At 71.8% G+C, this 23,816-nt stretch carries 15 protein-coding genes; 4 read left to right on the top strand and 11 right to left on the bottom strand.

Annotated elements, in window-relative coordinates; genetic code table 11:
* Window positions 1–37 precede the first annotated feature (37 nt).
* From ACGFNP_RS01710 to ACGFNP_RS01675, 8 genes are all read right to left on the bottom strand, one after another.
* Window positions 38–1,462, bottom strand: coding sequence for a gamma-aminobutyraldehyde dehydrogenase (locus tag ACGFNP_RS01710; protein WP_393313650.1), 1,425 nt, complete (start codon window positions 1,460–1,462; stop codon window positions 38–40).
* Window positions 1,455–3,008 carry a class I adenylate-forming enzyme family protein gene (locus ACGFNP_RS01705; RefSeq protein ID WP_393313647.1) on the bottom strand — a complete coding sequence of 518 codons (1,554 nt, stop codon included), beginning with the start codon at window positions 3,006–3,008 and terminating at the stop codon, window positions 1,455–1,457. Before ACGFNP_RS01705 ends, ACGFNP_RS01710 begins: the two co-directional genes overlap by 8 nt.
* Complete coding sequence (locus ACGFNP_RS01700; protein WP_358333853.1) at window positions 3,005–3,895, bottom strand: amidohydrolase family protein; 891 nt, start codon at window positions 3,893–3,895, stop codon at window positions 3,005–3,007. Before ACGFNP_RS01700 ends, ACGFNP_RS01705 begins: the two co-directional genes overlap by 4 nt.
* Window positions 3,886–5,370 carry an amidase gene (locus tag ACGFNP_RS01695; RefSeq protein WP_393313644.1) on the bottom strand — a complete coding sequence of 495 codons (1,485 nt, stop codon included), beginning with the start codon at window positions 5,368–5,370 and terminating at the stop codon, window positions 3,886–3,888. The genes ACGFNP_RS01700 and ACGFNP_RS01695 overlap by 10 nt, the downstream gene beginning before the upstream one ends.
* 60 nt (window positions 5,371–5,430) lie before the next feature.
* A complete protein-coding gene (locus tag ACGFNP_RS01690; protein ID WP_393313641.1) occupies window positions 5,431–8,397 on the bottom strand; it encodes an aminotransferase class III-fold pyridoxal phosphate-dependent enzyme in 2,967 nt (988 codons plus the stop codon).
* A gap of 87 nt (window positions 8,398–8,484) precedes the next feature.
* Window positions 8,485–9,240 (bottom strand): TetR/AcrR family transcriptional regulator, encoded by a 756-nt coding sequence (locus ACGFNP_RS01685; RefSeq protein WP_393313638.1) that lies wholly within the window; start codon window positions 9,238–9,240, stop codon window positions 8,485–8,487.
* Window positions 9,241–9,248: 8 nt separating this feature from the next.
* Window positions 9,249–10,364 (bottom strand): phosphotriesterase, encoded by a 1,116-nt coding sequence (locus ACGFNP_RS01680; protein WP_393313635.1) that lies wholly within the window; start codon window positions 10,362–10,364, stop codon window positions 9,249–9,251.
* Window positions 10,365–10,450: 86 nt separating this feature from the next.
* Entirely contained in the window at window positions 10,451–11,020 is a 570-nt protein-coding gene (locus ACGFNP_RS01675) for an ArsR/SmtB family transcription factor (RefSeq protein WP_393313633.1), read from the bottom strand.
* A 133-nt stretch (window positions 11,021–11,153) separates the two neighbouring features.
* Between ACGFNP_RS01675 and ACGFNP_RS01670 the strand changes: the two genes are divergently transcribed.
* Window positions 11,154–13,442: a M20/M25/M40 family metallo-hydrolase gene (locus tag ACGFNP_RS01670; RefSeq protein WP_393313630.1), complete on the top strand. Its 2,289-nt coding sequence runs from the start codon at window positions 11,154–11,156 to the stop codon at window positions 13,440–13,442.
* Window positions 13,443–13,446: 4 nt separating this feature from the next.
* Here ACGFNP_RS01670 and ACGFNP_RS01665 read toward each other — a convergent pair whose 3' ends face one another.
* Window positions 13,447–14,988, bottom strand: coding sequence for an aldehyde dehydrogenase family protein (locus ACGFNP_RS01665; RefSeq protein WP_393313627.1), 1,542 nt, complete (start codon window positions 14,986–14,988; stop codon window positions 13,447–13,449).
* A 25-nt stretch (window positions 14,989–15,013) separates the two neighbouring features.
* On the bottom strand, window positions 15,014–16,465 hold the full coding sequence (locus tag ACGFNP_RS01660; RefSeq protein WP_393313624.1) for a 2-oxoadipate dioxygenase/decarboxylase family protein: 1,452 nt from the start codon (window positions 16,463–16,465) through the stop codon (window positions 15,014–15,016).
* Window positions 16,466–16,605: 140 nt separating this feature from the next.
* On the opposite strand from ACGFNP_RS01660, the gene ACGFNP_RS01655 reads away from it, so the two are divergent.
* Window positions 16,606–17,499 carry a LysR family transcriptional regulator gene (locus ACGFNP_RS01655; protein ID WP_393313621.1) on the top strand — a complete coding sequence of 298 codons (894 nt, stop codon included), beginning with the start codon at window positions 16,606–16,608 and terminating at the stop codon, window positions 17,497–17,499.
* A 209-nt stretch (window positions 17,500–17,708) separates the two neighbouring features.
* Window positions 17,709–19,940 carry a HelD family protein gene (locus ACGFNP_RS01650; protein ID WP_393313618.1) on the top strand — a complete coding sequence of 744 codons (2,232 nt, stop codon included), beginning with the start codon at window positions 17,709–17,711 and terminating at the stop codon, window positions 19,938–19,940.
* 76 nt (window positions 19,941–20,016) lie between these two features.
* Here ACGFNP_RS01650 and ACGFNP_RS01645 read toward each other — a convergent pair whose 3' ends face one another.
* The gene (locus ACGFNP_RS01645; RefSeq protein WP_393313615.1) at window positions 20,017–20,466 is read right to left on the bottom strand and encodes a MarR family winged helix-turn-helix transcriptional regulator; all 450 of its coding nucleotides are present in this window, start codon (window positions 20,464–20,466) and stop codon (window positions 20,017–20,019) included.
* A gap of 97 nt (window positions 20,467–20,563) precedes the next feature.
* Here ACGFNP_RS01645 and ACGFNP_RS01640 point away from each other — a divergent pair, with 97 nt between their 5' ends.
* Window positions 20,564–23,797 (top strand): efflux RND transporter permease subunit, encoded by a 3,234-nt coding sequence (locus ACGFNP_RS01640; RefSeq protein ID WP_393313612.1) that lies wholly within the window; start codon window positions 20,564–20,566, stop codon window positions 23,795–23,797.
* Window positions 23,798–23,816: the final 19 nt, after the last annotated feature.

The following is a 23,816-nucleotide window of genomic DNA, read 5'->3' as shown; positions in this document are numbered from 1 at the left end:
GGGTGGCGCGGTACTCCCGAGCTCAGGTGGCCGGTGCTCAGCGCAGGCTGGCCATCACGTGTTTGACGTGCGTGTAGTCCTCGAGCGCGTAGGCCGACAGGTCCTTGCCGTGGCCCGACTGCCCGTAGCCGCCGTGCGGCATCTCCGAGGCGAGCGGGACGTGGTCGTTGATCCAGACGCAGCCGAAGCGCAGCGCCCTGGACATGCGCAGGGCCCGCCCGATGTCCCGCGTCCAGACCGAGGCGGCCAGGCCGTACGGCGTGCCGTTGGCCAGCCTGATCGCCTCGTCCTCGTCGCCGAAGCGCTGGACGGTGATGACCGGCCCGAAGATCTCCCGCTGGATCAGTTCGTCGTCCTGCCGCAGCCCGGCGACGACGGTGGGCTCGAAGAAGAAGCCCGGCCGGTCGGCGGCCCGGCCCCCGGTGACGACCTCCGCGTGGCCGGGCCGGCGCTCCAGGAAGCCCGCCACCCGCTCCCGCTGGCGCAGGGAGTTGAGCGGGCCGAGCGTCGTGTCCGGCGCGCTCATGTCGCCCATCACCAGCTCCTTGGCCTTGGCGGCCAGCCCGGCGACGAGGTCGTCATACAGACCGGGCGCGGCCAGCACCCGGGTGGCCGCGGTGCAGTCCTGCCCCGCGTTGTAGAAGCCGGCGCCGGAGATGATCTCCAGAGCCGCCTCCAGGTCGGCGTCGTCGAACACCACGACCGGCGCCTTGCCGCCGAGCTCCAGATGGGTGCGCTTGAGCGTACGGGCGGCGTGCTCGGCGACCCACCGGCCGGTCTCGACGGACCCCGTGAGCGAGACGAGGTCGACGTCCGGGTGCTCGACCAGGGCCGCGCCCGGCTCGTTGCCGCCGACGACGACGTTGAGCACGCCGGGTGGGAAGATGTCCGCGGCGATCTCGGCGAGCCTGACGGTGGTCACCGGTGTCGTCGGGGCGGGCTTGAGCACGGTCGTGCACCCGGCGGCCAGCGCGGGGCCGATCTTCCACACCGCCATCATCATCGGGTAGTTCCACGGGGTGATCTGGCCGACCACGCCCACGGGCTCCCGGCGGATCATCGAGGTGTAGCCGGCCACGTACTCGCCGGCCGCCTTGCCCTCCAGGCAGCGGGCGGCGCCGGCGAAGAAGCGCAGGTTGTCGGCCATCGTGCCGATCTCATCGCTCTTGACCACGTGCAGGGGCTTTCCGGCGTTCGCCGACTCCAGTTCGGCCAGTTCGGCGCCGTGCTCCTCGATCGCGTCGGCCAGTTTGAGCAGCGCGAGCGCGCGTTCGCCCGGGGTCGTGGCGGCCCAGCCGGGAAAGGCCGCCCCGGCCGCGGCCACCGCCCGGTCGACGTCCGCGGGCCCCGATCGCGGGGCGTGCGCGATCGTCCGGCCCGTCGCCGGGTCGAGCACGGGTGCCCACTCGCCGTCGAGCGGATCGGCGAACGCGCCGTCGATGAAATTACCGATCTCAATCATGTCGATCTCCCAGCGTCATGGCGCGGCGGCGCAGCTCCACTTTGTCGATCTTGCCGATGGGCAGCTTCGGCAGCTCCGCCGCCAGCCGGAACACCTTCGGCACCTTGTAGTTGGCCAGCCGAGCGCGGGCGTACTCGCGCAGCTCACCCGCCGTGACCGGCCCGCTCGGCACGACGAAGGCGTGCCCGACCTCGCCCCAGCGCTCGTCGGGCACGCCGACCACGGCGGCCAGCGCGACGGCCGGATGCTCCTCGATCGCGGCTTCGAGCTCGCGGGGGTAGACGTTGTAGCCGCCCGACTTGAACATCTCCTTCAGCCGTCCGACGAGGCGAATGTGGCCGCCCGCCTCCTGCACCGCGAGGTCGCCGGTGTGGAGCCAGCCGTCGCCGTCGATCGCCGCCCGGGTGGCCTGCGGCGCCCGCCAGTAGCCCCGGGTGATGAAGTCGCCCCGGATGAGCAGCTCGCCGGCGCTGGACGTGACGCCGTCAGGGCGGCGCAGCGTGACCTCGTAGTGCGGATCCACCCGGCCCACGCTCCAGGCCAGCACCTCCAGCGGGTCCTCTGGGTCGGTGTAGGTCACCGAACCGGTCGACTCGGTGAGGCTGTAGCTGGTGGCCAGCCGCGCGCCCGTCCTGGACAGCGTCTCCAGCAGGCTCTGCGGCGCGGCGGCCCCGCCCCACAGGATGTACTCCAGCGAGCCGAGGTCGCACTGGGACCACTCCGCCGTTCTCACCATGGCCAGCAACTGCGTCGGAACGCAGTACAGGTGCGTCAGGCGCTCGCGCTCCACCATGCGCAGCGCGCCGGCCGGGTCGAAGCGCCGCATGTACACGACCGTGCCGCCGGCGGTGAGGACCGAGGTGCTGATGTCGCCGAGCCCGCCGATGTGGTTGAGCGGCAGGTCGCACAGCTTGCGGGGCGCCTGGCCGTACCACCGTCCCGCCTGCACCGCGCCGCAGTGGGCCAGCCCCCAGTGCGGGACGAGCGCGCCCTTGGGCCTGCCGGTGCTGCCGGAGGTGTAGATCATCGCCGCCGGATCCAGCGGCCGGACCCGCTCGCGGGCGCCGGCCAGCAGGTCGCCGGGCACGTCCGCGCCGGCGTCGAGGAACTCCTGGTAGGAGACCGACAGCCCGTCCACCGCGCGGTCATGGGTCACCACGCGGGCCGGCCCCAGCGACCGCAGCGCGCTCAGCGTGGCATCCTCGGCGTCGAGCATGCCGAACAGCAGGGCCGGCTCACTGTCGGCGACCACGTGGGACAGCTCGGCGATCGTGTACTTGGGGTTCAGGCCCACCCAGACGCCGCCGATGCTCGCCGTCGCCAGGAAGACCACGAAGCATTCCGGCTGCGGGTGGCCGAGCAGCGCCACCCGGTCGCCGTGCCGCACGCCGGCGGCCAGCAGCGCGGCCGCGCAACGGTCGACGTCCTCACGCAGCCGCTGGTACGTCCAGCGGCCGTGCTCGCCGACCAGCGCCTCGCGGGCCGGGCGGTGCGTGGCCCAATGGCCGACGTAGTCGGTGATGCGGGCCAACCGCGGAACGCTCATACCGGCACCGCCTCCTGGCGGGCCGACAGCAGCCGTCTGGCGTTGTCGTGCAGCAGCGCGTCCAGCGTCTCGGCCCGCAGGCCGAGGCCATGCCACTCCTCCAGGGCCCGCAGGTGCGGGAACACCGGCCAGTCCGTGGCGAACAGCACCTGGCCGCGCAGGACCCGGTCCATGAAGCGCAGCATCATCTCCCAGCCCGATCCCGGCACGCCGAGATACTTGGGGGCCAGGCCGCCGAAGTCGACGAGCACGTTCGGGTGCCGCCGCGCCACGGCCACGATCTCCGGCACCCAGGGCCAGGCGCCATGGCAGGCGATGAGCGTCGCCTCGGGGAAGTCGCAGGCGACCTGGTCCAGGCGGACGGGCCGTTCGGACTCGATCGGGTGCCGGCGCGAGTAGTTGACGCCCGTGTGGATGCCGATCGCCAGCCCCAGCTCGGTGGCCTTGGCGTACACCGGGTACAGCTGCCGGTCGTCGATCGCGTGGCCGAAGAACGACGGCTGCACGTTGATCCCCGCCAGCCCCAGCGCGGCCACCCGCTCGACCTGGCGTACGGCGCGCATGATCGACAGGGGCTCCAGCGTGACCGTCCCGAACCCGGAGAACCGGTCGGGCCGCAGCCGCACCTGCTCGGCCACCTCCTCATTCAGCGCGTCGGCGTAGTCGCCGTGCTCGTACTCCGCGTGCAGCACGGCGTGCCCGACCCCGGCCTCGTCCATCTCGGCCAGTAACTCGCCCATGCCCTTGTGCCAGCCGTCGCCGATGTCGAGGACCGCCTCGTACTGGGTGTAGACGTCGCCGCCGGCCGCGAGCGGCGGGCGTGCGGCGCTGGGCACCCGTACGCGGAAGTCGATGATCGTCGAGGAGAGCGGGGCGGTCAGATCCATGAGGTGTTCCTCCCGGCGGATTCGATGGTCATGGGCATGCTGGGCCTGCGGTGACGCCACGGGTGGGCGCGTTCGAGCTGGCCGGCCAGGGCCAGGACCGTGCCGTCACACCATCTGCCGCCGATGAGCTGGACGCCGAGCGGCAGGCCGCCGGGCTGTTCCACGAGCGGGATGGAGATGGCGGGCAGGCCCAGCATGTTCGCCAGGGCCGTCAGCGAGGCGGTCTCCTCCGCGCGCCGCAGCGGCAGCCACGGGTCGGCGTCCTGCCCCTGCCACAGCGCCCCCTCACTCGGCGCCAGAACCGGGTTGGTCGGGGTGAGCAGCACGTCGACGGCCTCCCACGCCCGGTACATCTCCGCCGAGCGCCACTGCAACTCCAGCATGGTCCGCACGTACGTCAGCGAGTCGGTCTCACGGGCGGCCTGGCGAAGGGTCCGGTTGAGCGGCTCGGCCGCCGACTCGTCCACGACCGCGCAGTCGGCCGAACCGGTGGCGTAAAGGATCTCGAAACGGGGCTGGAACCAGTCGGGGTCGAGTCCCGGAATCGACTGCTCGACCACCTCGTGCCCGAGGTCGGCGAGCAGGTCGGCGGCCCGGCGGGCCAGGGCGACGGCCGCGGGGTGCACCTCGGCGGGGAAGGCGGGCTGCAGGTTGAGCCCGACGCGCAGCCGCCGCGGATCACGCTGGGCCTGCCGCCGGTAGGGCTCGTCGGCCGGGGGAGCGCTGTACCAGGTGGACTGCGGGGCCGCCGCCAAGACGTCCAGGATGGCCGCGGTGTCCAGCACGGTACGGGTGAGCACGCCCTCGGTCGCGAAGCCCTCCATGTAGTGCGCGTCGGACGGGACGCGTCCGCGGCTCGGCTTCAGCCCGACCAGCCCGCAGAAGCTGGCGGGCTCGCGGATGGAGCCCGCCCCGTCGGATCCGTGCGCGACGGGCAGCAGGCCGGCCGCAACGGCCGCGGCGGCGCCGCCGCTGGAACCGCCCGGGCTGCGGTTCAGATCCCAGGGGCTGCGGGTGACGCCGTGGCGCAGCGACTCGGTGACCGACACGGTGCCGAACTCCGGCGACGTCGTCGCGCCCACGAACACGAAACCCGCCTCCCGCAGCGCCTTGACCGCCGGCGCGTCGGCGTCCATCACGCGGTGCTCGACGGCGTTCGAGGCGCTGCACAGGGGCCGGCCGCGGACCGGGTGCAGATCCTTGATCGCGATGGGCACGCCCAGGAACGGCGGCAGCGGCCCGCCGGCCGCCACCCGCGCGTCGGCCGCGTCGGCCACCTGGCGGGCCTGGTCATGCTCGACGTGGCAGAACGCGTTCAGCGCGGGATCGAGCGCGTCGATGCGCGCCAGGTAGCCTTCCAGGACCTCGCGCGCGCCGGCCTCGCCGGAGGCGATCCGCCCGGCCAGTTCGGTGGCGCTCGGCCACCCTTCCGGCCCGGTGCCGACCGGCTCCGGGAGGCTTGTGGTGTCTGTCATCGTCTCTCCTAAGCAGTCGAACGATCGCTCAAATAAGCGCCTACGTCAAGGCATGCCGCGTCAGAGGGTGGCCTCGACCTCGCCCAGCGCATCGCCGAGGACATCGAGGAACAGCTCGCAGTCCGCGCCGGTCAGCACCAGGGGAGGCTTGATCTTGAGAACGTTGTCAGCCGGCCCGTCCGTCGACAGCAGCACCCCGCGCGCCTTCACCGCCTCCTTGACCGCGCCCGCCTGCGCGGTGGCCGGCAGCAGCCCGTCCAGGCTCAGCTCCACGCCGAGGAAGAGCCCCTCGCCCCGGACGTCCCCGATCAGCGGATGGCGGCCGCTCAGCCGCCGCAGCCCGCGCAGGAGCTGCTCGCCGCGCCGGCGCGCGTGGGCCTGCAGACCCTCATCGCGTACGACGTCGAGCACGGCCAGCCCGATCTCGGCCGACACCGGGTTGCCGCCGAAGGTGTTGAAGTACTCCATCCCCGTCTCGAACGACCGCGCGATCTCCGGTGTCGTCACCACGGCGGCCAGCGGATGCCCGTTGCCCAGCGGCTTGCCCAGCGTGACGATGTCGGGCACGACTCCCTGCGGCTCGAACCCCCAGAAACTCCGCCCCACCCGCCCCAGGCCCACCTGCACCTCGTCGGCCACGCACACCCCGCCCGCCCGCCGTACGTGCTCGAACGCCTCGCGCAGGTAGCCGTCGGGGTAGACGATCTGACCGCCGCAGCTCTGCAGCGACTCGGCGAAGAACGCGGCGGGCCGCCGCCCGGCCGCCGCGAGCCCGGCCAGCCGGTCGGCGACCGAGCCGGCGTAACGCCGGCCCAGATCGTCGTCGCGGCCCGCCCGCAGCCGGCCACGGTAGGGGTCGGGCAGTTCGCAGACATGAGTGGTGTCCGGCCGGCCGCGCCCGCCGCGCCGGTCGAACTTGTACGGGCTCAAGGCGATCTGCGAGGACAGGTGACCGTGGTAGGCGTGGTCGAGGACCAGCACGTCCGCGGCGCCGGTATGAGCCGCCGCCAGCCTCAGCGCGAGGTCGTTGGCCTCGGAGCCGGAGTTGACGAAGAAGCAGACCCGCAACGGGTCCGGCAGCAGTTCGACCAGGCGGCGGGCGTACTCCACGACGGACTCGTGCAGATACCGGGTGTTGGTGTTGAGCCGGGCCGCCTGCCGGTGGCCCGCGGCCACCACCCGCGGGTGGCAGTGGCCCACATGGCAGACGTTGTTCACCAGGTCCAGCCACGGCCGGCCGGAGGCGTCGAAGAGGTAGGCGCCCTCACCCCGGACCAGGTGCAGCGGCTCGCGATAGGACAGGCTCATCGCCCGGCTGAGATTCGTCCGCCGGCGCGATGCGATGCCGTCCGCCTCCCGCCGTGGCCGCGCCGCGCCCCCTCGTCCGAGGACCAGGCCGGGGTCGGTGCTGATGCCCCTCCACAGGTCCGCCTCGTCGGCGGGCGCGGTGTCCGGGAAGTCGGCTCCCATGCCGAGCAGGTGGGTCAGCAACTGCAGGCGCGCTCGCGTGGCGCCGGCCGTTCCCAGCGGGTCGTCGGGTGCCAGCTCGTCGCCCGGGGTGAGGTGGGTGATCGAGCTCGCGTCCAGGTGCCGGTAGAGGGTCCAGAACGGCACGCCGCCGTCGGTGCGGTGCTCCAGCACGACGGAGCCGGACGGGTGGGTCTTCACGGTGTGCACGACCGACGGGAGAGGGCACCGCACCGTGACGCCCTCGCCGGTGACCAGGTCGCACCCCAGGTGGATCTCCGGCCGCCGTCCGGGTGGCTGCGCGGTCTCCTCGCCGTAGCGGGCCGGCGGGGCGTCCAGCACGGGCGCCGCCGGGACGGGCCGGGCTGAGACAGTCTCGTCCGGCGGGGCCGCGCCAGGCAACAGGGGCACGGGCCGGGCCGCGCCGGACTCGAAGTGCTGGCGTACGGCCCGGGCCAGCGGGTTGGGCGCGAAGCCGACCGCGTCGCGCAGCCGGAAGTGGGCGAGGTCCGGGCTCGTCCCGGCCAGCCGCCGCAGCACCCGCGTCACACCACGCCGGCTGACCAGCAGGTAGTCGTTGGCGGGGTCGTTGGCGTGCTGGTAGGCCGACAGGCACACGCTCATCGCCAGCCGGGTACGCATGAGGTCGTACAGGACCTCGAGCTCGGCCGGTCGCAGCGGCGACACCTCGTCGTACCCGCTCACCACAGGCAGCACCGCCCGCAGCGGATCGGCGTGCCCCTGCATCGCGTACGCCCCGGCCACCGCCAGGCCGCACACGCGCGGGTTCCACGCCACGTCGCCGAAGTCGATCAGAGCGGCCACCTCGCCGCCGTCGTCCACCAGGATGTTGAGCTCGTTGGCGTCGTTGTGGATCACCTGGTGGGGCAGCGCCGCGACGCGCGGGGCGACGTGGTCGCGGTAGCGGTCGAAGACCTCGGTCACCAGCGGCCGGAGCTCGCCGTCGAGCAGCGGCGCGAGGTCCGCGACGGCGGGGGCGCCGGTCAGGTTCCACACGAGTTCGCGCCGCATGCCGGGGTGGGTGAAGTCGCGCAGCGCGTGATCGACGGCCGCCACGTGCCGGCCCAGGCCGCGCAGGCGCCGCGCCGTCGGCTCGACCTCGGCCCAGGGGCGGCCCGCCATCCAGGTGAGCACCCTGGCCGTGCGCGTGCCGTCGGCCCACGCGGCGGCGGCGGACCGGCGTCCGTCCAGGGCCGGCACCACGCGCGGGGCCGGGGGCCGCTCGCCGCCGCCTACGGCGCCCGGCTCACGCCGCGAGCCGGGCGAGGGCGACCCGGCCCGGCCGGCCAGGTGCAGCAGCACTGCGTCCTGCAGGTCGAGCTCGGCGGGGTCGGTGCCCGGGGCGTGGAGCTTGAGGACGTAGCGGTCGCCGTCCGCCGTGCTCAACCGGAAGTTGCGGTCCTTCTCCCCCGGCAGCGGCTCCAGCCGGCCCGCCAGGCCGAACAGGTCCCGCGCGAGCGTGGCCGCACGCTTCAGCTCGTCCGCCGAGCTCGGCGACGACGCGGCCCGCCGCTCGTCATCATGGCCCGTACGCCTCACGCCGGTCTCCCCTCAAGGCCCGTTATGTTGTCGAACGATCGCTCAAATTCGTGGTGATGTCAAGACCCCGCCCGGCCCACCGGGAGGTCACACTCCCGTGGGCTTGCGGCGCGGCTCGATCGACAGCTCGACCCGCTGGAGCAGCAGCTCGGAGTCGGGGATGCGCAGGTCACCCACCTGGAGCGGGCGCCCGTCGCGGCTGGCGCCCATGAGCGAGAGCCCCATGTCGGCGAACCGCTCGCACAGCCGCGCGATGTCCAGCTCGCCGTTGGGGCGGTACCAGTGCGCGATCCCGGTCGCCATCTGCAACAGGGCCAGCCGGGCGACGTTGCCGCGATCGGTGAAGACGCCGGCACGCACTCCGGCCTCCAGCGTGTCCGCCCACACCTTCTCGTAGGCGTCGCGCAGCCGCAGGATGTCGCGCCGGGCCTGCCCGGTCAGCGCCTGGAACTCGTGGTCGGCGACCTTGGCGGCGCGCGGGTTGCGCGCGTGGAAGGCGGCGTGCACGGCGATGAGCGCGGCCAGGCGCTCGGCGGGGTCGTCGATGTCGCGGACCGTCTCCTCGCTGCTGGCCGCGAGCACCTCCATGACGCGGCGGGTGACCGCCTCCAGCAGCTCGTCCTTGGAGGAGGCGTAGTAGTACATCGCCGAGACGGCGACCCCCGCGGCCTCGGAGATGTCCCGGATGCCGGTGCCGTGGAAGCCTCGCTCGGAGAAGAGCCAGCAGGCGGTGCGCAGCAGCCGCAGCTCCGTGCGGGCCGACTGCGCCCGCCGCGAGGACGTCGCCTTCATCCGGCCGCCCTTGGTGTGCCGGCTGCCGCCCGTCTGGTTGGTGGTGGCCATGGCGCCGACTATCCCATAGCCAGGACGGTCGCGGGGTTGGTGACCGTCACCGTGATGATCTCGCTCTGGCTCATCCCCATGCGGCGCATCAGGGGGAGGGCGCTGTCGAGGATGTGGGTGTATCCGGGGCCGCCGTAACGGCGCAGGTAGACCTTCTGGCAGATGTCCTGCGCGATCAGCAGGCGCTCGCCGTGGCCGGCCTCGATCACCCGCTGGAGCCATTCGACGCGGGTGCGGTCGTTGGGGCGGCGCGCGTCGGGGTTGAAGGCGTAGTAGCTGGACTCCTGGCCGAACAGGTCGAGCTCCAGGTAGCAGCCCGTGCCCGCGAGCTCCAGCAGGTCGTCCGCCGTCCACAGCGTACGGTCGAGGTGGGACATGATCACGCGGTCCGGGTCGCCGCCCGCCTCCAGGACCACGCGCATGGCCCGCAGCGGCGCCTCGCGATGCCGGCCGGGATGGATCTGCAGCGGCGCCCCGGTCGCCACCTGCGCGCGGCAGGCGGCGCGCAGCACCTTCTCCTCGGTGGGGTGCACCGGCCAGCTCAGGCCGATCTCGCCGATGAGCCCGGCGCGGACGCCGGTGTCACCCACGCCGTCCCGCACGTCGGCGACGATCTCCGCGCCGATGGCCTCCACGGAGGCGTCGGCCAGCCCGGCCGGATGGTAGTCGCGGCAGTAGTAGCCGCTGCCCATCACGATGTGCACGCCGCTGGCGCGTGAGACACGGGCGAGCCCGAGGGGGTCGCGGCCCAGTCCCACCGGCGTGGAGTCGACCACCGCGCCGCCTCCGGCCGTGCGGTAGTGGATCAGCTCCTCGGCCGCGTCCTGCTCGGACAGCAGGCGCAGGTTGTCGAGGTTCAGGACCGTGCGCCGGATCCAGTCGTAGTTGTCCAGCCGTACGGGCTCGGCGACCCGGGCGCGTACGGACGCGGGCAGCTCCCGGGCGATCGTCGCCCGTGGCGCGCCGTCGTCACCGGCCACCGGCCACGGGCCCCAGGGCTGAATGATCGCCGACATGTCGCACAGGACGTGTTCGTGCGGCTGCGTGTGGCCGAGTGCTGCGGGTTCGACATCACCGAGCACGGTACGCACACGCCGAGCCGGTCCTGCCGGAAGCTCCGCCATGCGCGTTAGTCTATCGATCGTTTGTACAAATAATCAATGCGCCGGGATCCCTGGGGAGGTCGCGGGAGACCTGCGGCACCGGGCGTTCAGGACGGCGGGTCCTCGGTGGCCGGCATCGTGAAGAACCTCAGGAACACCGGCCGCGCGCCGGGCGACGCGTCTTCGGGCGCACGGCGGAATCTGGACAGCAGTTCCATGTACGCGTCGAAGAGCTCGTCGAGCTCCTCCCGGGTCAGGTGAGTGAGCCCGCGCGACGCCTTCGCCCACTCGCCGTAGCGCCGATGGTCTCTGAAGAAACGCCGGGCGAGTTCCAGCTCCTCGTCGACCTTGAACTCGGTGATCTCGTCGAGGAGCTTCTGCGACTCCTCGTCCAGCTCACCCGCCGAGGGCCACCTCAGGTCGCGGCTGATCTGCCGCCACCAGCGCTCCCTTCCGTTCGACCGCTCGGGGATGTCCTCGATGAACCCGTTGTGCTCAAGCTGGCGCAGGTGGTAGCTGAGCGTCCCGGTGTTCTCGCCGAGTGCCCGGCTGAGCGTGGTGGACGTGGCCGGGCCGTGGATGCCGAGATGCCGCAGGATCCGCTGGCGCAGCGGATGGCCGAGCGCCTTGAGCGCACCTGGATCACTGAGCTGCCGGACCGCCGGTCTGTTCGCCACGCTGCGAGCTTACAACCCCTCACCGGATTGCAGAACTTTCGCTGCAGCATTTCTTCTGCAATACTCCGTCGCGGTGCTCCCGATGCCACCACAAAGGGACATTTGGGACACGCGACATGGGGAGTGAACACGGATGACATCAGTGGCCGCAGACGAGCACGCATCGAGACGGCGCTCACTCGCCGCCGGGCTCATGGCCCTGTGCGTGCTCGTGCTGATCGCCATCGGCGCGATCACGGACACCACCCCCACCGCGGTGAACCCGGCCGGCGCCCCCGCCCGGGAGTTCAGCGCGCGGCGGGCCTTCTCCCAGGTCGAGCGCTTCGCCGTCGAACCCCACCCCGTCGGCACGGCCGAGCACACCCGGGTGCGTGACTACCTGGTCGGCGAGCTGCGACGGCTGGGCCTGCGGCCCGAGGTGCACGAGGCGGTGGGCGTCTCCCCGATGGACGAGCGGGGCGACCCCGTCACCGCCGGCCGCGTCTTCAACATCGTCACCGTGATACCCGGGACCGCTCCCACCGGCCGGGTCTTCGTCACCGCGCACTACGACTCGGTCCCCGAGGGGCCGGGCGCCAATGACGACGGTGCCGGTACGGCGAGCGCGATCGAGACGGCCAGGGCGCTGGTCGCGGACGGCACCCGGTTGCGCAACGACGTCGTGTTCCTCATCACCGACGCCGAGGAGGCCGGGCTCCTGGGTTCGGAGGCGTTCGTCGCCGGGCACCCGCTCGCGAAGGGGCGGAGCGTGGTGCTCAACAACGAGGCGCGCGGGGCCAAGGGGCCGGTGCTGATGTTCCGGAGCACGCCGTCGAACTCCGGCCTGATCTCCATGTTCGGATCGGCGGCGCCCATGCCCGTGGCCGACTCCGTCTACGCCGAGCTCATGAAACTGCTCAACAACGACACCGACTTCACCGCCTTCGCACCCGGCGGGATGGCCGTGCTCGACTCCGCCTACGCCAACGCGGGCACCGTGTACCACAGCGTTCTCGACGACCCCGCGCACGTCGACCTGGCGGCGCTGCAGCAGATGGGCGACAACACGCTGGCGCTCGTGCGCGCGTTCGGCGCCACCGACCTGGCGCGGCTGACCACCGGCAACGACCTGGTCTACTTCAACCTCCCGCCCGGCCTGCTGGTCCGCTATCCGAGCTGGGCGGCGTCCCTGCTGGGCGCCGTCGCCCTGCTGGCCGCGCTGGCGCTGATCTTCCTGGCCCGCCGCCGGGGCATGGTCACGTTGCGGCGCACGCTCCTCGGCACCGCGCTCGCCCTGATCCCGATCGGAGCCGGGGTGGGCGCCGGTGTCTTCTTCTGGGACCTGCTCAAGATGATCCGGCCCGAACTCAGCGGAACCGCCACCACGACGCCGTATCAGCCGGAGCCGTTCTGGCTCGCCGTAGTGATGCTCGCGGGCACCATCCTGCTCGCCTGGTACGCGCTGCTGCGCCGTCGCGTCGGCACCGCCGAACTGGCGCTGGGCATGCTGACCTGGGCGGCCCTGATCGGTCTCGGACTCGGCATCGTCGCGCCCGGAGCCTCGCACCTCGCCGCCTGGCCCGCCCTGGGGGCGGCACTCGGCGGGCTGGCCGCACTCGGCTGCCCGCCGCGGTGGCGCGTCCTCGTCCTCGCCGCCGGTCTGGTGCCGGGCGCCCTGATCCTGCTGCCCAGCGCGTGGAACACCCTGCCGACGGGCCTGCAGTACGCGGGCTACGCCCCCATGCCCCTGGTGATCCTGTTCGGCGGCCTCCTGCTGCCGCTGATCGAGAATGTGTGGCCGCGCCGGCGTTCCCCGCTGATCCCGCTGACCGCGCTGGCCGTCTCGATCACCCTGGTGGCGGCGGGCCTGCTGGCCGAGCCCATCGACAAGGAGCACCCGCGCCGGACCAGCCTGGCCTACGGCCTCGACGCCGACACCGGCGAGGCCGTCTGGCTGACCTCGAAGTCGCCCGACCAGTGGGCCCGCCGCTATGGCGGTGCCGCCGGCCATCCGGCGGCGCAGCTGTGGGGCGGGTCCAAGCTCCTCAGCCCGGCGAAGGCCGCCGCGCTGGCGGCGCCCTCGCTGCGGGTGCTCGCCGACACGACCCGGCAGGGCGTGCGAACCCTGCGCGTACGGATCCGCTCCGAGCGCGGAGCGAACACGGTCGGCCTGCGGGTGGACGGGGACACCTCGACGGTGCGTTCGCTGACCGTCGAGGGCCGCTCCATCACGGCCGATCCGGCGGGATTCGTCTTCCACGCCTCAGGGGCGGCGGGAGTCGAGGTGTCGCTGGAGGTTCCCGGCGGCAAGATCCGGCTGCGGGTCACCGATGTGAGCCCGAATCCCCGTGAGCTGTCCACGCTTCCTGGCTTCATCGCCCCACCGGACTGGCTGTTCGTCGGCGACGCCAAGATCTCCGTCACCAAGGCCTACACCCTGTGACGCGTCAGAGGAAGCTCACGTTCTGGGCGAGGGTCAGCTGGTCGGAGTAGTTGACGGTGCTGGTCGTGCGCCGCATGTAGGCGCGCCAGGAGTCCGAGCCGGACTCGCGCCCGCCGCCGGTCTCCTTCTCACCGCCGAAGGCGCCGCCGATCTCCGCGCCGGAGGTGCCGATGTTGACGTTGACGATGCCGCAGTCGGAGCCGTCGGCGGCCTGGAAGCGCTCGGCCTCGCGCAGGTCCCGGGTGAAGATGCTGGAGGACAGCCCCTGGGGGACGTCGTTGTTCAGAGCGATGGCCTCCTCCAGCGTCCGGTAGGTCTGCACGTACAGGATCGGCGCGAAGGTCTCCTGCCGGACGATGCCGCTCTGACCGTCGATCCGGACGATCGCGGGCTCGGCGTAGCGGGCGGCGGGGGCGGCGTCGGCCAGGCGGCGCCCGCCGCCGGCCAGGATGGTGCCGCCCTCGGACCGCGCGGCGCTCAGCGCCTGCCGCATCGCCTCGTGTGCCTGAGCGGAGATGAGCGGCCCGACCAGGGTGGAGTCGTCGAACGGGTCGCCGATGGGCAGCTTGCCGTAGGCGGTGGTGAGCCGGTCGATCAGGACGTCGGCGATGTCGGTGTGCGCGATGAGCCGGCGCAGGGTGGTGCAGCGCTGCCCGGCGGTCCCGGCCGCGGCGAACACGATGGCGGGCGCGGCCAGGTCGAGATCGGCCGAGGCGGTGACCACGGCGGCGTTGTTGCCGCCCAGCTCCAGCAGCGAACGGCCGAAGCGGGCCGCGACCCGCGGGCCGACCTGGCTGCCCATGCGGACCGAACCGGTGGCGCTGACCAGCGCCACCCGCCGGTCGTCGGCCAGCCGCTCCCCGATGGCGCGCTCGCCGAGCAGCAGCCGGTGCACGTCGCGGGGGACGCCGCTCTGCCCGCTCGCCGTGGCCAGCAGCCGGTCGCAGGCCAGCGAGGTCAGGGGGGTCAGCTCGGAGGGCTTCCAGACCACGGTGTCGCCGCAGACCAGGGCCACGGCGGTGTTCCACGCCCACACGGCCGCCGGGAAGTTGAACGCGGAGATCACGCCGACGACGCCCAGCGGGTGCCAGGTCTCCGACAGGCGGTGGCCCGGCCGTTCGGAGGCGATGGTGCGCCCGTAGAGCTGGCGCGACAGGCCGACCGCGAACTCGCAGATGTCGATCATCTCCTGGACCTCGCCGAGCGCCTCCGAGCGGATCTTGCCCGCTTCGATGGTGACCAGGTCGGCCAGGTCGTTCTTGTGCTCGCGCAGGAGTTCCCCGAGTCTGCGCACCACTTCGCCTCGGCGGGGGGCGGGCACGGTGCGCCAGGTCAGGAACGCCTCGTGCGCCGCCGCGATCGCCTCGTGCGCCGCCGCGATCGCCTCGTCGGCCTCGGCGGGGGTCGCGGCCTTGAGGCCGAACAGGTGCTCGCCGGTGATCGGCGTGCGGGCGTGGAGGTCGTCGCCCTGTTCGAGGGTGACGTCCAGGCGGGTCAGGATGTCGAGCGCGCGTCGCCGCAGGGCGTCGGTGCTGGGAAGGGTCATGAAGGGTTCTCCGTCTGGGCGGTCATCAGGTGATCTCGGGCAGGCCGAGCGCGTGGGCGGCGCCCCGCAGGGATCGCTGCTGCTGGGTCTCGTACAGGGCGAACGGGTCCAGCACCTCGCGTCCGATGGCGCCGGACAGCCAGTCGGCGTCGTAGCCGGCGGCGGTGTGGCTGTCGTCCTTGACGCCCTGCCCGCTGAGGTTGGACTGGAAGATCCCGGCCGCCGAGCGGGGCAGGAAGTCCTCGTACACGATGGGCTCGGCGCGTACCCAGCCGTGGTCGAGCAGGTCGGCCAGGCCGGTGGCGGGTGGCCGCCCGTCACGCACGCGGTCCGGCACCGGCTGATAGGTGAAGAACCCCAGAGCGCCGACCGCCAGATCCCGTTCGGTCGCGGGGAACTCCCGCTCCCAGATCGACCGTACGGCCTGGGCACGGCTGTGAGCGGGATCGCCGCCGTCCGCCCCGTGGCCTGCCCCGCCGTCTGTGCCGCCGTCTGTGCCGTGGTGGCCGGTGGGTTCGGTGTCGGCGCGCGCCTGCAGGTCGTCGTAGCGTTCCCGGCCAGCGCGGGTGAGCGCGATCCCGCGCGCCTCCACCTCGCCGAAGCGCACCCGCAGCGATCCCGTGGTGATGCCGCCGTCGGGCTGGCGCAGCGCGCGCGGCTCGGCCAGGGCGCGGAAGGAGGTCTGGCGCAGCAGCACGTCCGGCCCCGACCAGCGCGGCGGCCCCTGAATCGTGTCGATCATGGTGATGCCGCGCTCGGTCATCCGCCGGTACAGCTCGTCGATGTCGAGCACGCGCGGCGTCAGGTGGTTGATGTGGGTGCTGCGCACGCCGCCGATGTCGGCGGCGACGGCCGAGACCCGTTCCAGCCTCTCGTACCAGGCCCTGTCGATCGGCTCCTCGGCCAGCGCGAACGCGTGGACGGCCAGGGCGAGGAAGCGTTCGGCCTGCTCCTGCGGCAGTTCGCGCTCGCGTTCGGCCCGATCGGCGAGCTCCAGCAGCTCGGGCGGGAACAGTTGCCGCGCGGCCAGGAACCTCTCCAGCCGCTCGCGCAGGTCCGCGTCGAAGAAGCGGGGATCGGCCGGGGTGAGCATGGAGGTGAAGACCCGGAAGGGGTTGCGGGCCAGCTCGTCGTCCGCGACGGGACGAAAGGCCGTCGAGACCACGGGCACGGCGCTGGAGGCGGCCTCACGCAGGTCGTAGAACCCGACCGGGCGCATGCCCAGCGCCCCGAAGATCCGCGCCACCTGCTGGAGCTCGGCCGGGGTGCCGACCCGGATGGCGCCGTGGCGTTCGGCGGTGACGCGGTCGATGGACCCCAGCCGCTCGGCGCCGGCTCCCGCCCGCTGGAGCACGCTGTCGTTGACCTCCCGGGAGACCTCCACCAGCGTCCGGTAGGCGGGCACCTCCTGCCCGTACATCTCCGACAGACGCCGCGCGAACGAGGCGCGCAGCCGCCCTTGAGAGACCATGACCATGCGTTATCTCCTCCAGGTCCCAGATGGCTCTGTCCACGATGGAGGCGATCCCGGGTGAATCCAAGCCCCAGGAGACCGATAGATTTCCGGCCAAAGCCCAAGCACTGCTTATGGTGCTCCACCGGCGGCTCGGAGGCGGCATGGTCAAGCCCCTGCTTCTGGTCACCTTGCGAGAGGTGTGCCGGACTGGATCGTTCGCGCTCGCGGCACGTGAGCTCGGCTACACGGCCTCGGCCGTCTCCCAGCAGATCGCGGCGCTGGAGAAGGACACCGGGCTGGTGCTGTTCGAGCGGGAGGCGCGCGGCGTGCGCGCCACCGCCGCGGCCCATCGCCTGGTGGAGCTGAGCCAGCGGGTGCTGGCCACGTTGGAGGACTTCGGCTACGAGGTGCGCGAACTGGCCACCGGCACCACCGGCCGGCTGCGGCTGGGCAGCTTCCCCACGGCCAGCGTGCGCCTGGTGCCGCCGACCCTGTCGGCGTTCACCCGCCGCTACCCCCGGGCGGAGATCCTGCTGGAGGAGGGCGAGCCCGAGGAGCTGGTCCCGCGGGTGATCGACGGCGCTCTGGACCTGGCGCTGGTCTATGAGTACGGGCTCACACCGCAGTCGTGGCCTGACGGGCTGGCCGCCCACCACCTGCTGCGTGAGGACCTGCTCCTGCTGCGCCCTCAAGATCATGGCCCGGGCGCGGAGCTGTCCGCGCTGGCAGGGGAACGCTGGATCACCAGCCGCGAGGGGACCGGAGGCGCCCTGTCACTGGCCCGGCTGTGCGCGGCGGCCGGATTCGTGCCCGTCGTCACCTTCCGCAGCAACAACTACGACGTGGTGCGCCATCTGGTGGCCGCCAGGCTGGGGGTGGCGGTCGTCCCCGCCCTCGGCCACGTGCCCGACGACCGCGTCGTGGCCACGCCGTTGAGGCTGCCCGCCGCGCACCGCACCGTCGTCGCGCTGCACCGGGAGGCCAACGGCAACCCCCTGCTCGCCGACGCGCTTGCCACCCTGCGGCAGGTCGTCCTGCCATGGAAGGAGGTTTGAGACTTTCCGGGTCTGCGCCCGGCAATTCTCCAGCAAACCCTCAACGTGCGTAGACGCTTGCGGAAAAGGCGGAAAGAGCGATACTCTCGATTACTTGGCGTCAAAACCAAGAGGGGTTCACACGCCTCCCGTTAGGAGTATATCAGCGAATGGCTAATCGTCAAGATGCTCTCGCGGAAGCCCTTGACACCGAGCAGGGGACTGTTTCCATGCTCTACGGCAGACTCGACGCGGCGCGCGAGCGGGCGCGGGAGGTGCTGCGTGAGGTGTACGGCCGGAGCGGCGCGCTGGGCACCCGCCAGGCCATGGTCGAGCGTGAGGTGCGGGCCGCGGAGCAGGCGCGGCGGCTGACGCAGCTGGACGGGGTCGAGCGCGGGCTGTGCTTCGGCCGCATCGACGAGGCCGGCGGCCGAAGCACCTACATCGGCCGGATCGGGCTGCGTGATGACGAGCACGAGTCGGTCCTGATCGACTGGCGCGCTCCGGCGGCGCGTCCGTTCTACGTGGCCACGGCCAGCGATCCCGGCGGCCTGCTGCGCCGCCGGCACCTGCACACCAAGGACCGCCAGGTGGTGGGCCTGGATGACGAGGTGTTCGATCTGGAGCGGATGAGCGAGGGCGATCGGCGCACGCTGGTCGGTGAGGCGGCGCTGCTGGCGGCGCTGCGCCGGGGGCGTACGGGCCGGATGGGTGACGTGGTGGCCACCATCCAGACCGAGCAGGACCGGGTGATCCGCGCCGGGCTGCAGGGGGCGCTGGTGGTGCAGGGCGGCCCCGGCACCGGCAAGACGGTCGCGGCGCTGCACCGCGCCGCCTACCTCCTCTACACCCACCGCGCCACCCTGGAGCGGCGGGGTGTGCTGGTGGTGGGGCCCAATCCGATGTTCCTGCGCTACATCGGCCAGGTGCTGCCGGCGCTGGGCGAGACGCAGGTGGTGATGTCGACGGTGGGGGAGTTGTTCCCCGGCGTGCGGGCGGTGGCGGCCGACGGGCCGGCCGCGGCGGTGGTCAAGGGCGATCTGCGGATGGCCGAGGTGGTGGCGGCGGCGGTGCGCGAGCGGCAGCGGCTGCCCGCGGGCGATCTGGAGGTGTGGCTGGACGGCCGGCTGCTGCGGGTGCCGCGCGCGGTGTGCGTGGCGCTGCGTGAGCGGGCGCGGGCGGTGCGGTTGCCGCACAACATGGCGCGCAAGCTGTTCGTCACCGAGTTGCTGAAGGAGCTGGCGCTGGCCGAGGCGCGGGCGGTGGAGGAGGCGCTGAAGCTGGCCGAGATGGAGTTCGAGGATCCGGAGCTGGCCGAGCCGCTCGACCTTGAGCGCGATCTGGACGAGGTCGATCTCGCGCTGGCCTCGGCGCGGCTGTGGTCGGAGGATCCGGTACGCCAGGCGGTGGAGGAGTTGTGGCCGGAGCTGACGCCGCAGCGCCTGGTCGGCGAGTTGCTGGCTTCGCCGGAGACGTTGTGGCAGGTGTCGCCTCCGGGCCTGGACTGGCGGGCGCTGGTGCGGCCGGAGGGTTCGCCGTGGACGGTCGGCGACGTACCGCTGCTGGATGAGGCGGCCGAACTGCTGGGCGAGGACGACTCGGCGAGCCGCTCGGCCGCCCGGGAGGCCGAGGGCGCATGGGAGGAGCAGGAGCGTTACGCCCAGGAGGTCCTGGAGACGACCGGCCTGCTCGAGGAGGGCATCTTCGACCGGGCCGACGTGCTGGCCGACCGGCACGCCGACGCCGGCGCGGACCTGAGCACCGCCGAGCGGGCCGCGGCCGACCGCCAGTGGGCCTACGGCCATGTGATCGTGGACGAGGCCCAGGAGCTGTCGGCGATGGCGTGGCGGACGGTCATGCGCAGGGTGCCGGCCCGCTCGCTGACGGTGGTGGGCGACATCGCCCAGACGGGTTCGGCGGCCGGGGCGCGCTCCTGGGGCGAGGTCCTCGATCCCTACCTGCGGGGCCGCTGGCGTGAAGAGCGGCTGCTGGTCAACTACCGGACCCCGGCGGAGATCATGCGGGTGGCGGCCGACGTCCTGCGCGCGGTCGACCCGGCCCAGAGCCTTCCGGAGTCGGTCAGGGACGGGGAGGCCGAGCCGCGCGCGGTCCGTACGGGCCTCAACGGCCTGCCCGCCCTGGTGGCCGAGGAGCTGCGGGAGATCGGCGAGGGCCGCCTGGCCCTGCTGACCCCGGACGCCCTTCAGGCGGAGACGGCGGCGCTGTTTCCCGGCTGCGACGATCTGGAGGCCCCGGTGGTGGTCCTGACGGTGACCCAGTGCAAGGGGCTGGAGTTCGACGCCGTCATCGTGGTGGACCCGCAGGCCATCCTGGCCCAGTCCCCGATGGGCGGCCAGGACCTGTATGTGGCCGTGACCAGGGCGACCCGCCGCCTGACGGTCACTCACGAGAACGGCCTGCCGGAGGTCCTGGCCCAGCTCGCCAAGAAATCTACTTTGTAAAGGCGCTCGGGTGGGTCAAAAACCCAAACGCATAATCGAATAAATCCTCATCTATCAAACGGCGGCACGCGAGCGGTCATGGGTAGAGCCGGTCGGCGACTTCGCGGATGCGGGTGGTCACCCGCAGGAGGGAGTGCAGGGTCTCGGTGTCGAGGTGGCGCATGATGTTGCGGTAGTGGTCCAGGCCGGCGTCGTTGATCTCGGCCATGAGCTTGGTGCCCGCGTCCGTCAGTTCCACGCGGCGCACGCGGCGGTCGTGCGGGTCTTCGCGCCGGCTCACCAGGCCGTGGCCGACCAGCCGGTCGACGATGCCGGTCACGGTGCCGAGCCCGACGCCGAGGCTCTGGGCGAGTTCCTGGCCGGAGGTGGAGCCGTTGAGGGACAGCACCATGACGACTTTGAGTTGGCGCATGGTGAGGTTGGAGGTGAACAGCGGCGATGGGCTCTGGGCGAAGGTCCGCCCGAGGTCGCGCTGGGTTTCGGTGATCCGGCGGATCAGGTCTTCGCGTTCGTCGTCCACACTCACCTCTCGCTTCCTGAGAATGTTATCAGGAACGCCAAGGCAGGCTAAATATTCGTAAAAGGCGAAGTGTTAGTCTGGAGCGAACTCTGAAGGGACCTCCATGACCGCGTTCGCCCGGTTGAGTCTTGCCAACCGCAGTTTAGTGATCTTGCTGGCACTCGTGCTCAGCGCGTTCGGCGCGTTCACGATTCCGCAGCTCAAGCAGCAGTTGTTGCCGTCACTGTCGTTCCCCGGCGCGTTCGTCATCGCGTCGTATCCCGGTGCTTCGCCGGAGATCGTGGAAGACCAGGTGACCAAGCCGCTGGAGGACTCCTTCCAGGGCATTCCCGGCATGGAGCAGATGACCTCGACGTCGAAGGAGGGCCTGACGCAGGTCCAGGTCGCCTTCGCGTTCGGCACCGACATCGAGGCGTCGATCAACAAGATGCAGCAGGCGGTCAGCCGGGTGCAGCCGCAGTTGCCCTCCGGTGTGGAGCCGCAGGTGGTCGCGGGTAACACCGACGACATCCCGGTGCTGGTGCTGGCCGTGGGCGACGGCGGCGACGAGCGGGCGATGGCCGACAAGCTGCGCCGCATCATGGTGCCGGAGCTGCAGGCCGTGGAGGGCGTGCGGGAGGCGACGGTCACGGGCACGCGTGACGAGGTCGTGACGATCAAGCCGGATCTGAAGAAGATGGCGCTGGCGGGTGTGTCGGCGGCGCAGATCCCGGAGGTGCTGAAGGCCAACGGGACGCCGATCCCGGCGGGCACCCTGAATGACGGCTCCTCGTCGCTGACGGTCCAGGTGGGCCAGCGGGTCGATTCGATCGAGAAGCTGAAGGACCTGTACCTGACCCCGGCCCAGCCGCAGACCGCTCAGGCTCAGCCGCAAGCCCAGCCGCAGGCGCAGCCGCAGCAGGGTCGTCCGGGCGGGCAGCCGCAGGGCGGCCCGGCGCAGACGGCCACGCTGGTCAAGCCGAAGCCGCTCAAGCCGGTCAAGATGGGTGACGTCGCGGAGATCACCCGCGGCCTGGCCGATCCGACGACGATCACCCGTACCGACGGCAGGACCAGCCTGGGCGTGTCGGTGACGATGTCGCCCGACGGCAACGCGGTGTCGATCTCGAACGCGATCCGCGAGAAGCTGCCCGAGCTGGGCAGGGCGCTGGGCGACTCGTCGGAGACGGCCGTCGAGGTGGTCTTCGACCAGGCTCCCTACGTGCAGGAGTCGATCGAGAACCTGACCACCGAGGGTCTGCTGGGCCTGGTGTTCGCGGTGCTGGTCATCTTGGTGTTCCTGCTGTCGGTGCGCTCCACGCTGGTGACGGCGGTGTCGATCCCGCTGTCGGTGGTGATCGCGCTGATCGCGTTGTGGGCGGGCGACTATTCGCTGAACATGCTGACGCTCGGCGCGCTGACGATCGCGGTCGGCCGGGTGGTGGACGACTCGATCGTGGTGCTGGAGAACATCAAGCGCCATCTCGGGTACGGCGAGGCGAAGCTGTCGGCGATCTTGTCGGGGGTTCGCGAGGTGTCGGGGGCGGTGACGGCCTCGACGCTGACGACGGTGGCGGTGTTCGCGCCGATCGCGGTGGTCGGCGGCATGGTGGGTGAGTTGTTCGGCCCGTTCGCGGTCACGGTGGCGGTGGCGTTGCTGGCTTCGCTGGTGGTGTCGCTGACGGTGGTGCCGGTGCTGGCGTACTGGTTCTTGAAGGCGCCGGCGCTGACCCCGGAGCAGGCGCGGGCGCAGCGTGAGGAGGCCGAGGCCAAGGAGTTGCGCAGCCCGTTGCAGCGCGCCTATCTGCCGGTGTTGCGGTTCGCGACGCGGTTCAAGCTGGTGACGGTGCTGATCGGGCTGGCGGTGTTCGTCGGGACGCTGGGGCTGGCGGGCCAGTTGCAGACGAACTTCCTGGACTCCTCTGGCCAGAACACCATCTCGGTGTCGCAGAAGATGCCGGTGGGCACCGATCTGGCCACGACGGACGCGGCGGCCAAGAAGGTGGAAGGCGTCCTTTCCGGCCTGGACGGCGTGGAGACGTACCAGGTGAACGTGGGTGGCGGCAACGCGATGCGCGGTGGGGCGGGTGGTGGCGCGGATCGGGCGTCGTACTCGCTGACGTTGAAGGACGGCGTCGAGACGCCGGTGGTGGAGCAGGCACTGCGGGACAAACTGGCCGGTCTTTCGGGGATCGGCGAGGTGACGGTCGGCGGTTCCGGCGGCGGCGGGTTCTCCTCCGACTCCATCGACGTGGTCGTGCAGGCGGCCGACGCCGAGACGCTGCGGACGGCCGCGGACGCGGTCAAGACAGCGATGGGCCAGGTGCCGGGGCTGCGTGATGTGGCCTCGAACCTGGAGGCCAGCGCGCCGCGCGTCGAGGTGCGGGTGGACAAGGAGAAGGCGGCGGCCAAGGGGTTGTCGGAGGCGCAGATCGGTCAGTCGGTGGCGCAGGCCTTCCGCGGCGCGCCGCTGGGTCAGGTCACGCTGGATGGGCGGGCCAGTGATCTGGTGCTGCGGGTGGGTGATGCGCCGGAGGACGTCAAGGCGATCGAGGGTCTGAAGCTGGCGACGGCTTCGGGTCTGGTGAAGCTGTCGTCGGTGGCCGATGTGGAGCGGGTGGCCGGGCCGACGCAGGTGACGCGGATCGACGGTGAGCGTTCGGCGACGGTGTCGGCCAAGGCGACGGGCTCGGATCTGGGCAGTGTGACGCAGGCGCTGACGACGAAGCTGGACGGGGTGACGCTGTCGGCGGGTGCCTCGTATGAGATCGGTGGCGCGTCGGCGGATCAGCAGGAGGCGTTCGCGGATCTGGGGATGGCGATGCTGGCGGCGATCGCGATCGTGTTCATGATCATGGTGGCGACGTTCCGGAGTTTCGTGCAGCCGCTGATCTTGCTGGTGTCGATTCCGTTCGCGGCGACGGGCGCGGTGGGGTTGCTGGTGGCGACGGACACGGCGATGGGCGTGCCGGCGTTGATCGGCATGCTGATGCTGATCGGGATCGTGGTGACGAACGCGATCGTGCTGATCGACCTGATCAACCAGTATCGCGCTCAGGGGATGGGGATCGTGGAGGCGGTGATCGAGGGCGGCCGGCGCAGGTTGCGGCCGATCCTGATGACCGCGGTGGCCACGATCTGCGCGTTGACGCCGATGGCGCTGGGTGTGACGGGGTCGGGCGGGTTCATCTCCCAGCCGCTGGCGATCGTGGTCATCGGTGGTCTGGTGACCTCGACGCTGCTGACGCTGGTGCTGGTGCCGACGTTGTACACGGTGGTGGAGCGGACGAAGGAGCGGCTGCGCCGTAAGCCGGCCGAGCCGAAGCCGGAGCCGAAGGTGCTGGCCCCGACCTCGTAGATTCAAGGGGGGTGCTCCG

This window comes from Nonomuraea sp. NPDC049269, assembly GCF_043197155.1.
GTDB lineage: Bacteria > Actinomycetota > Actinomycetes > Streptosporangiales > Streptosporangiaceae > Nonomuraea.
The sequence above is the reverse complement of the archived record's forward strand: the minus strand, read 5'-3'. Positions and strand labels throughout refer to the sequence as shown.

Bases quoted from the DNA above. Each gene is read 5' to 3' on its own strand.
- ACGFNP_RS01660 (WP_393313624.1), bottom strand. From the start codon at position 16,465: ATGGTCATGGTCTCTCAAGGGCGGCTGCGCGCCTCGTTCGCGCGGCGT.
- ACGFNP_RS01650 (WP_393313618.1), top strand. From the start codon at position 17,709: ATGCTCTACGGCAGACTCGACGCGGCGCGCGAGCGGGCGCGGGAGGTG.
- ACGFNP_RS01655 (WP_393313621.1), top strand. From the start codon at position 16,606: ATGGTCAAGCCCCTGCTTCTGGTCACCTTGCGAGAGGTGTGCCGGACT.
- ACGFNP_RS01680 (WP_393313635.1), bottom strand. From the start codon at position 10,364: ATGGCGGAGCTTCCGGCAGGACCGGCTCGGCGTGTGCGTACCGTGCTC.
- ACGFNP_RS01705 (WP_393313647.1), bottom strand. From the start codon at position 3,008: ATGAGCGTTCCGCGGTTGGCCCGCATCACCGACTACGTCGGCCATTGG.
- ACGFNP_RS01695 (WP_393313644.1), bottom strand. From the start codon at position 5,370: ATGACAGACACCACAAGCCTCCCGGAGCCGGTCGGCACCGGGCCGGAA.
- ACGFNP_RS01665 (WP_393313627.1), bottom strand. From the start codon at position 14,988: ATGACCCTTCCCAGCACCGACGCCCTGCGGCGACGCGCGCTCGACATC.
- ACGFNP_RS01685 (WP_393313638.1), bottom strand. From the start codon at position 9,240: ATGGCCACCACCAACCAGACGGGCGGCAGCCGGCACACCAAGGGCGGC.
- ACGFNP_RS01700 (WP_358333853.1), bottom strand. From the start codon at position 3,895: ATGGATCTGACCGCCCCGCTCTCCTCGACGATCATCGACTTCCGCGTA.
- ACGFNP_RS01640 (WP_393313612.1), top strand. From the start codon at position 20,564: ATGACCGCGTTCGCCCGGTTGAGTCTTGCCAACCGCAGTTTAGTGATC.
- ACGFNP_RS01670 (WP_393313630.1), top strand. From the start codon at position 11,154: ATGACATCAGTGGCCGCAGACGAGCACGCATCGAGACGGCGCTCACTC.
- ACGFNP_RS01710 (WP_393313650.1), bottom strand. From the start codon at position 1,462: ATGATTGAGATCGGTAATTTCATCGACGGCGCGTTCGCCGATCCGCTC.